This is a genomic window from Frankia sp. Allo2, assembly GCF_000733325.1.
Lineage (GTDB): Bacteria > Actinomycetota > Actinomycetes > Frankiales > Frankiaceae > Frankia > Frankia casuarinae.
On record NZ_JPHT01000007.1, the window covers coordinates 124,473 to 134,309 of the forward strand.

Here is a 9,837-nt window from a genome sequence, read left to right on the forward strand (position 1 = left end):
GGAGAAAACCATGCCGGCCGCGACCACCCCGATCACAAGCCAGCGCCGCCCCGGATCCGCCACCCGCCAAGCCTCCGGCGCCGCACCGGTCCCAGGCACCCGCGTGGAGGTCTCGACCGCCTGCCACGCATCCCCGCCAGGCACGTCGGCAACCCTCTCCGCCTCGGCCGGGTAGTGTCGCCCCGACTACCACGCCGCAACGCCGGTCAGCCCATCGAACATCAGCGACGATCGTTTGGCGGATACGACGGTATCGTCCGCTTGGCGTCAGCTGTCCGGCGGGCTGTTATCCGGCGGTCGGCGCTGTCCGGCGGTCCGGCTTTGGAGCGCGGCAACTAAGCCGGCCGCGCCCAGGACCGCGGCCGATCCGATCGGCCCGATGACCGCGGCGAGGTAGCGGTAGTCGAATCCGGAGGTCAGCGCGGACAGCACGAGGGTCGACAGGCCGGCCCCGGCGGCCAGCCAGAACAGCCGCCCGAGCCCCGGCCACGCCGCCGTCNCCCCNCNCCTGCGTNCCCGGCGAACGGCCTCGAGCAGTACTGCCGCGAGACCCGCCAGCAGACCCAGGCCGACAAGCGGCATCGGAGCGTAGGCCAGGCGAGAGTAGCCGGCCAGCCAGCCCGCCGTGGGGTTGTGCACCTCGGTCGCGACGAAATAGCCGTCGTCGGCATGCGGATCGTCCGGGGTCAGCACGTTGGTCACGCCGGACGGCAGTTCCCAGGTGTCCGCCCGCGAGGTCTTCGTCGTCTCATGCCGGACCGGGGAGAGATAGCCGACGAGGTACCGGGCCGACGTCGTCACCAGCATCCACGGCTGGTGACGCACGACCTCGTCCGCGAACTCGGCCGCGAGGTCCTCCCGCCCCGGTGGGATGTGCCGGTGCCCCTGACGCAGAGGGGAGCCGGCCGGCCACAGGTAGCGAACCGGCGAACCACGCTCGTCGACCGGCCGTGGGTCGCACAGGGTGCGCAGGTCCGCTCGTGACAGCGCGGAACAATCCGCGAACGGCGCCACCCGCCCGTACAGGAAGAACCCGGAGTGCGCGGAGACGGCGAAGCCCCCNCCCGCCGAGGCGCTCCACCCGGAGTAGGCCAGGATCGGCGCGGCGGCGGCCAGCACGAAGGCGAGGACGGGTCGGGCCGCCCGAGGAGCGGCAACCGACCCGGCCCGGGAAGTCGCGCGCCGCCGGTCGGCCACCACGGTGCCGAGCAGGACGACCAGGCCGACCGCCAGCGGGCCGTAGCCCACTGTCCGCACGCACAGGCCTGCGCCGAGCAGCAGGCCGGCGGCGGCGCAGGCAACGGGCCGAGGGCGTCCCGGTAACGCGAGCAACGCCACGCCGACCGAGACGAGCACCCCGAACAGGCTGTCGGCGAGGACGAACTGGCCGAGGTCCAGCACCNACGGGGAGAGCNGCGNGGGGGNGGNGGNGNGGGNGGCGAGCCACGGCCGGCGGACGACCCGCAGCGCCACCGCATAGAGCGCCACCGCCGCGCCCAGCGTGAGCAGGTGCTGGACGACGACGACCCGCGTCAGGTGGGCCTGGCCGTCGAGGATCCGCAGGAACATCGGGTAGCCCGACGGCCGCCAGTCGCCCGGCCAAATGTCCCGCCACGCCTGGTCGAGGTAGGCCGCCGAATCCCCGAGGTACATCAGCGCGGGCGGGTAGGTGACGATCACCAGGACCCGAGCGGCGATCCCGGCGGCGACCAGCAGCAGAAAGACCGCGTGCCGACGGGGCGTCCCGCGCAGACGCCGACGCGCGGTCGAAATCGCGGCTACTTGAGGACCTCCGCGGTCTCATCCGCCTTCGCCGAGCCCGGCGCCGCGGGCCGCGGGCCGCCGACGGTGTTTCCCAGGCGGATCTCGGGCAGCAACCAGGCCAGCGCGAAGGCGCACAGACCGATCGGCACCGCCACCAGGAAGACGGTCTGCATCGCGTCCGAGAACGCCTGGACGAATCCGTCCCGGATCGTCGGGGGCAGCCTGTGGAGCACCTGGGGGCTGAGGTTGGAACCGGAGGCGGACAGACCGGATGGCAACGGGATGCCCGCAAACCGCTCGGCGAGGTTACCCCTGAGCTGGTTCGCGAAGATCGCGCCGAACACGGCGGTACCGAACGACCCGCCGATGGACCGGAAGAAGGTCGCACCCGAGGTGGCCACGCCCATCTGCCGGTAGTCGACGGCATTCTGCACGGCCATGACCAGGACCTGCAGGACCGCGCCGATCCCGACCCCGAGGACGAACATGGACAACGTGAGCTGCAGCGTGGAGATGTCGGGACTGATGAACGACAGCAGGAACAGGCCGATCGACATCATCGCGGTACCGACGACCGGGAAGATCTTGTAACGGCCCCACCGGCTGATGAGCCGGCCGGAGATGATCGAGCTGAGCAGCAGCCCACCCATCACCGGCAGCATCTGCAGGCCGGAGTCCGTCGGGTCGACTCCCTTCACCACCTGGAGGAACAGCGGCAGGAAGACGATCGCGCCGAACATCGCGAAGCCGACGACGAAGCCGACCGCGCCGGCCACCGAGAACNCCCGGACCCGGAACAGCGTCAGCGGCAGCACGGGTTCGACCGCCACTCGTTCGACGAACACGAACCCGACGAGGAGCACGACTCCCGCGACGCCCATCCCGATGATCTCCGGTGATCCCCAGGCGTAGGTGGTGCCGCCCAGGCTGGTCAGCAACACGAGGCTGGTCGTTGCCATGGCCAGGAGCACGGTGCCGAGGTAGTCGATGACGTGCCTGATGCGGTTCCTCGTCGCCGGGAGCGCCAACGCCGTCACCACCAGGGCGACCGCGCCCACCGGCAGGTTCACGTAGAAGACCCAGCGCCAGGAGAGATGGTCGACGAACAGGCCGCCGAGCAGCGGACCGACCACCGACGACACACCGAACGTCGCGCCGAACAGCCCCTGGTAACGGCCTCGATCGCGCGGCGGAACGAGATCACTGATGATCGTCATCGCACTGATGATCAACCCGCCGCCGCCGAGCCCTTGGATGGCACGGAAGGCGATCAGCTGCCCCATCGACGTACTGGCACCGGCGATCATCGAGCCCACCAGGAAGATGACGATCGCCACCTGGAACAGGATCTTGCGGCCGTACAGATCACCGAGCTTGCCCCAGACCGGTGTGGACACCGTGGAGGCCAGCAGGTAGGCAGTCACCACCCAGGAGAGATGGGTGGCGCCGCCGAGATCCCCGACGATCGTCGGCAGTGCCGTCGACACGATCGTCTGATCCAGCGAGGCCAGCAGGATTCCGAGGAGCAGCGCTCCCATGATCAGCCAGAGCCGGCGCTGGTCGGAGACCGGCGAGGGGATCACGGCGCCGCCGCGGGGCGCCGGAGACGTGCCGGCGCCGGTTCTGGCGGACTCGACGGAGTCCACGGAGTCCACGGAGTCCACGGAGTCCACGGGCTCGGCGGACTCCGCTGATCGAGCCTGCGTCATGACCGGCTCCCTTCATGGTCGTCGCTGACGTCGACGTGCTCGGTCGATCTCATTCGGGTCGCTGTCCTCGTTGTTCTCGTTCCCGGTGCTCCCGGTGCTCCCGGTGCTCCCGGTGCTCCCGGTGCTCCCGGTGCTCCCGGTGGGACGACATGATCGGCGCGTTCGGGGTGCCCACCACGTCGAATCCGTCCGACCCGCCGGACTCGGGTGGGGCGCCGGACCCGCCCAAGGTGCCCAAGGTGCCGGAGGGGCCGGAGGGGCCGGAGGGGCCGGGCGGAGCCAGGCCGCGGGCCAGGATGTCGAAGGCGCGGCCGAGAGTGTCGGGCAACGAAGCGTCATCCGGGGACTCCTGCCACCGCACGGTCAGGGTCCGCACGACGGCCAACGTCGTCGCGACCAGCACGACGGGGTAGGGGTCACGATCGGGATCGAGCCCGCAACGCCGGCCGATCGCCTCGGCGAGAGCACGTTCGTAGGAACTCCAACTGGCCGCGTAGGCCATGGTCAGATGAGGATGGGCACGGATGATCGCGAGCCGGACGCGCCACAGCTCGACCTGATCGGGTGCGACGAGGGCGGCCCGGTCCAGCATGACCGCCCGCAACGCCGCCAGCGGCTCCTCCTCGGGAGGACGCTCCGCCAGCGCCGTGCTGATCTCGGTGATGTCCTCGGGATCGATGCCGGCGATCGCGTCGTCCTTCGTCGGGAAGTAGTTGAAGAACGTCCGGGTGGAAACCTCGGCCGCGGCGGCGATCTCGTCGACCGAAACGTTCTCCAGACCACGCTCCGCGACAAGCCGGATGGCCGCGGCCCGCAGGGCCCGGCGGGTCTGCCGCTTCTTGCGCTCCCGCAGCCCCGGCCCGGACGACCTCCCGGGCTCGCCAGCCCGACCCGGGACGGTCGCCGCGGGTGCCGCCGTCGGATCCTTCCCCGTCACCGCTTCCCCGATCTCGATCCGCTCCCTCGATATCCTCTTTCTCGATAACTTTGCAGCACGCGCACTTATTCTCATCGTGCAAAATTCTACTGTGACAGTCAACACGATCGGCGCCCACCGGGAACCGTCGCCGAAGGGCCAGGTAGATCGGGCCAGGTAGATCGGGAAGACGGGGCCGGGCGGGGACCGGACATCAGGCGAGAGTCAGGCGCGCCCCCGCCCACGGCCGGGGTGCGGTGGGTCGACGCTGGCCGGTCGCGCAACGATCGACAGAAAGATCGGTACCCGGCAGAACGATCAGCCGCGCAGCGCGTCGCCCGCCGCGGCGAAGGCCGCGGACAGCGCGGCGTCCCAGGCCCGCGGAGGAGTGAGTCCCGCGTCCACCCATGACCGCCCGGAGAGCACCGCGTAGGCCGGGCGCCGGGCCGGACGGGGAAATGCCTCCGTCGTCGTCGGCGTCACCTTGGCCGGGTCCTGGCCCAGAGCGGCGACAATCTCGCGGGCGAAGCCGAACCACGTGGTCTCGCCGGCGTTCGTGCAGTGGTAGACGCCGGTCGGTGCCGTCGAGGAAGCGAGTTCGAGCAGCCCCGACGCGAGATCGGCCGACCAGGTCGGCGAGCCCACCTGATCGTCCACAACGGACAGCGTGTCCCGCTCACGGGCCAGGCGTGAGATCGTCTTCACGAAGTTGCTGCCGGTCCGGCCATAGACCCATGCGGTGCGCACCACATACGAGGCATCGGGCAGCAGGGCTCGGACAGCCTCCTCCCCGGCCAGTTTCGTCCGGCCGTACGCCGAGACGGGACCGGTAGGATCGTTGACCTCGTAGGGCTTGGCGGCCCGCCCGTCGAAGACGTAGTCAGTCGAAATATGGATCAGGGTCGCGCCGACCTCGGCGCAGGCCGCGGCGAGGTGCGCCGGCCCCGTGGCGTTGACCGCATAGGCGCCGGCCTCGTCCGACTCCGCCGCGTCGACGTTTGTCCAGGCCGCCGTGTTGAAGACGACCAGCCCACCCTGGATCTTCGCAGGACGCGCCTGGTCGCGCAGGACGGCGCGCACCCGGGCCGGATCGGTGATGTCGAATTCCGCCCGAGTCAGACCGGCCCAGCCGGACACCGGGGAGCCCGGTTCCGCGGCTCGGGCCTCGAGCAGCCGGCAGAGGTCGGCCCCGAGCTGACCGGCGGCACCGGTCACGAGAAAACGCACCTTCCGAGTGTCGCAGACACCGTGACCCGCCCGGTTCAGGATCCGCCCAGGATCAGCCCGTGTCGAGAAGAGTGCGACAGACAGGCAACGGTTACCCCACGCCGAGCTCGTCCAACCTCTCACATCGGTCGTCTACGCTGGCGTCAACCATGGATGCCCCAGAGCCGTCGATCATCGACTGCATCTACACCACCGGTTCCACGCCCGATCCCGCGGCGGAGACCAGGCCGGCAGGGACGAGGCCGGCAGGGACGAGGCCAGCCGCCGAGGCGGTGTCGATGCCCGGTCCGCGGCGCGTGCCGGTGTTATTGCTCCTCATCACGGCGGTTCACCTCGGCCTGCTGCTCAGCTACGCGTTCGTGTATCCGACCTGGACGGGATACGACGAGGCTCAGCACGTGGACATGGTCTACGGCCTGCAGCACGGAGTCGGCTGGCCCGCACCAGGCAAAAAGATCATCTCGACGGGTGTAGCCGCGACCTCTGACGACTTCGACCGCGGCCGCTTCCAGGACATGTTCCAGGCCGGTGGGAAACGGCGGGGCTCCCCGTCCTTCGCCGAGATCGATCCGACGCCACGCGGCCAGCGCCAGTCGTTCGACGCCCTCGGCGGGGNTGCCCCCNTCGGCGACGGCCGTCTCTCCAACCAGATGGTGCAGCATCCACCGTTGATCTACGTGGTCGGCGCCAGGCTGCTCGACGCCCTGCCGGGCTCCAAGCACTGGGCCTATGACCAGCAGGTCTTCGTCCTGCGTCTGTTGAACATCCTGGTGGTCGCGCCGCTGCCCCTGCTGGCATGGCTGGCGGCACGCCGCTTCGGACTGGATCAACCATCGGCCCTCGCCGCGGCGACCCTGCCACTCGCCGTGCCCGGGTTCACCAGGGTCGGTGCCACCTTCAACAATGACGGCCTCCTGATGCTCGCCACCGGCGGGCTGACCGTCACTCTCGTGGGTGTGCTGCGCGGCGACATGCGTCGCCGCACCGCCGCCCGGGCCGGGATCTGGTTGGGAATCGCCCTGCTGACCAAGGCGTTCGCGCTGGCCCTGCCGGCCATGATCGTCGCCGCCTATCTGGTCGGCTGGTGGCGCCTGCGGCGTGCGGGGCGGCAGGCACCGGAACGGTCCGCGTATCCGGCCGGCCGNCTTTTCGCGTCGCGTCGCGCGATCGGCTCCCTGCCATGGACGCCGGCCACGCTGGCGGTCGGCCTCGGGCTCGCCCTGGGAGGTTGGTGGTGGATCAGGAACTACGTCCTGTACGACTCCGTCCAGCCGAACGGGTGGGCGACGAACCCGCCGCGGCGGGAACCACTGCTGCTTCCGGACTCCTTCCTCACCTGGTTCTGGTACTTCTTCCGGACTATGATCAGCCGCTTCTGGGGCGGGCTTGGCCTGTTCGAGCCGCCCCAGCTCTCCCCGGTCGCCATCGTCGTGGCGACCGGGGCGGTTGTCGGACTGTGCGCGGCCGCGCTGGCCGCCGGACCCCGCCGCGCCGCGCGGCCGGACCGGCTGGCGAGTACCGCCGGGCCGGCGGTACTGCTGCTCCCGGTCGCCTTCGCCTATCTGATGGTCGGGCAGCGCAGCTGGGCGGAGTACCAGCAGTACACCCGCGGCATCGCCGTCCAGGGCCGGTATCTCTACCTGGGGCTGGTCGGTCTGGGGGTGGTGTTCGCTCTGGGCCTGCGCGCGGCGCTGCGCGGCCGGGAGCGACTGGCACCCGCCGTCACGCTGGTCGGCGCGCTGCTGATGCAGGGTCTGGGGCTGCTGGCGGTCTGTTCGTACTACTGGTTGCCGCGCCAGGTGTCCTTCACCCCGGCCCGCGTTCCCGAGATCGTCGCGGGGGCCGGCCGCTGGGCGCCGTTCCCGATCGGCGTCACGATCACGGTCTTCGCGCTGTCGGCGGTGCTCGTCGTTCTCTGCCTCGCCGTCGCGGTGCGGGCGGGCGGAGCCAGGGGCACGCGGGAGGCCGCGATCACGGGTCCGGGATCGGGTCCGGGATCGGGATCGGGCGGTCACCGGCCGACGCCCGCCCCACGAAGTCCGNCACGGATGCGCAAGGGACATCCGCTCCGGGCAGGCCTCAGGTCCCCGTCGTAGCCACCGAGACGCGGGAGTGGTCGCCCAGCATGAGCCGATGCGCCCTGGGCAGGGCCGCGGAGGGGACGACCTCGACATCCCGGCCGATCAGCGAGTCCTCGATCCGCCCGATCCCACGGATCGTCGCCCGCTCCAGCACAATCGAGTACTCGATCTCGGTCCGTTCGATGACGCAGGAGTGAAAGATCGAGGTGAACGGGCCGACATAGGTATCGACGAGGGTGGTGTCCCGGCCGATGATGGCCGGCCCGCGCACGGTGGACCGGACCAGCGAGGCGCCCTCCTCGATCACCACACGGCCAACGATCGTGCTGTGCTCGTCAACGCTGCCACGGATCGCCGGCTCGATCGACTCGAGGAGATGGCGGTTCGTCTCGAGCATGTCGTCGAGTCGGCCGGTGTCCTTCCAGTAACCCTCGACCAGGTGGGAGGCGACCTCGTATCCGCCGTCGACGAGCCACTGGATCGCCTCGGTGATCTCCAGCTCGCCGCGGGCCGACGGTTTGATCGCCCCCACGGCGTCGTGGATGGGGGTGCCGAACATGTAGACGCCGACGAGCGCCAGGTCACTCGGCGGAACGAGCGGCTTCTCGACCAGTCGAATGATCTGCCGATCCGCACCGAGCTCGGCGACACCGAAGGCGGAGGGGTTGNCGACCCTGGTCAGCAGGATCAGGGCGTCCGGAGTGGTCCGTCGGAATTCCTCGACCAGGCTGGAGATCCCACCGATAATCAGGTTGTCGCCGAGGTACATGACGAACGGTTCATCGACGAGGAAGTCGCGGGCGATGAGCACGGCATGTGCCAGTCCGAGCGGCGCGTCCTGGCGGATGTAGGTGACCTGGATCCCGAATGCCGAGCCGTCACCTACCGCCGCCTGGATCTCGCCGGCCGTCTCCCCCACGATGATCCCGACATCGGTGATACCGGCGTCACGGATGGCCTCCAGGCCGTAGAAAAGCACCGGCTTGTTCGCCACTGGAACAAGCTGTTTGGCCGAGGTGTGGGTGATCGGCCGCAGACGGGTTCCCGAACCACCAGCAAGGACGAGGGCCTTCATGATCCNAANCCCTATCGTGCCGNTTTGAGCTNANANAAAGTAACCGCCGATGTGATTCCTATCACATGACGGCTCGATCCATCTTTGCCCGCCCGTCACCGTGAACACCCACATGTGCAACGGGTATTTCCAGGCGCACCGGGCCGGCGACAGGCACACCCCGCCCAATACGGGTACGTTGGGTAGTCGCAGGGTTCGGGGCGGCCAGTCGGCGGGAAACCTTACCGCGCATCTGATCGTTCCAGACTCAGCAGACATCTCGGGCCGCCTGGGAGGGGGACACGGTGACCGACGCGCCGCCGCGTCTGTCCGCGGGGTCCCAGGGCCCGCCCCCGCGGCGACGAAATCGTCTGAATCCGACCGCCCGTGCGTATCGAGGCCCGTCTCCGACCCGGGACGACCACCAGGCACGCGACGACCACCAGGCACGCGACGACCACCAGGCACGCGACGACGAACACGACACTCGCCGGGAGCGGTCTCTGACGTCCCGCCTGCTCACGGTAGTCGCAGCGATGCTCGCCGCCGTGGTACTCCTTGCCGCGGTGGGCGGCTGGACCGCCTACGAGTATTTTGACGCCCAGATCAACCGGATCCGCCTCGGGCTCGGCGGGGACCGGCCGGCGGAGGCCGCGGAGGGCACCCGGAACTTCCTGCTGGTCGGATCGGACAGCAGGGCGGGCACCGGCGGCGAGTACGAGAGCCAGGGAGCGGTGACCGACGAACGGTCGGACACGACGATGCTGGCCCACCTCGACGTGGACGGGACCACGACGATGGTCTCCTTTCCGAGGGACACCCTCGTGCGCATTCCGGGGCACGGCCTCGGCAAGCTGAACTCGGCGATCACCCTCGGCGGTCCCAGTCTCCTGATCAGAACGATCGAGAATCTCACCGACATCAAGATCGACCACTACGTCTCGGTCGATCTGGCCGGTTTCAAGGAGATGACCGACGCCATCGGCGGTGTCACCGTCTGCGTAAAANCGCTACCAAACGGCGGAAAGTCCAATCTGTACGATCCGTGGTCACAGTGGCGGGGNNCGGNNGGNNANNNNTATNNNA

The 9,837-nt window shown here is 69.7% G+C and carries 6 protein-coding genes and 1 pseudogene (1 of these 7 cut by a window edge); 2 read left to right on the forward strand and 5 right to left on the reverse strand.

The features are described 5' to 3' along the window. Positions 1–267 precede the first annotated feature (267 nt). The 4 genes and pseudogenes from ALLO2_RS07730 to rfbD form a co-directional block, all read right to left on the reverse strand. A pseudogene (locus ALLO2_RS07730) lies at positions 268–1,680 on the reverse strand (hypothetical protein). 98 nt (positions 1,681–1,778) lie between these two features. Beyond that, positions 1,779–3,473 (reverse strand): MDR family MFS transporter, encoded by a 1,695-nt coding sequence (locus ALLO2_RS07735; RefSeq protein WP_035730770.1) that lies wholly within the window; start codon positions 3,471–3,473, stop codon positions 1,779–1,781. Positions 3,474–3,522: 49 nt separating this feature from the next. Continuing rightward, the gene (locus tag ALLO2_RS07740) at positions 3,523–4,410 is read right to left on the reverse strand and encodes a TetR family transcriptional regulator (RefSeq protein ID WP_051874974.1); all 888 of its coding nucleotides are present in this window, start codon (positions 4,408–4,410) and stop codon (positions 3,523–3,525) included. A 297-nt stretch (positions 4,411–4,707) separates the two neighbouring features. Continuing rightward, complete coding sequence (gene rfbD, locus ALLO2_RS07745) at positions 4,708–5,616, reverse strand: dTDP-4-dehydrorhamnose reductase (protein ID WP_232234961.1); 909 nt, start codon at positions 5,614–5,616, stop codon at positions 4,708–4,710. A 149-nt stretch (positions 5,617–5,765) separates the two neighbouring features. On the opposite strand from rfbD, the gene ALLO2_RS07750 reads away from it, so the two are divergent. Continuing rightward, positions 5,766–7,712, forward strand: coding sequence for a DUF2142 domain-containing protein (locus tag ALLO2_RS07750; protein WP_369808132.1), 1,947 nt, complete (start codon positions 5,766–5,768; stop codon positions 7,710–7,712). Here the strand turns inward: ALLO2_RS07750 and ALLO2_RS07755 are convergent. Further along, positions 7,696–8,772: a glucose-1-phosphate thymidylyltransferase gene (locus ALLO2_RS07755; protein WP_035730772.1), complete on the reverse strand. Its 1,077-nt coding sequence runs from the start codon at positions 8,770–8,772 to the stop codon at positions 7,696–7,698. The genes ALLO2_RS07750 and ALLO2_RS07755 overlap by 17 nt on opposite strands. A gap of 284 nt (positions 8,773–9,056) precedes the next feature. On the opposite strand from ALLO2_RS07755, the gene ALLO2_RS07760 reads away from it, so the two are divergent. Then, positions 9,057–9,837: the 5' end (the start) of an LCP family protein gene (locus tag ALLO2_RS07760; RefSeq protein WP_035730775.1), read on the forward strand. The gene runs 869 nt beyond the window's last position; the window shows 781 of its 1,650 coding nt (coding positions 1–781); it begins with the start codon at positions 9,057–9,059; the stop codon falls past the right edge of the window.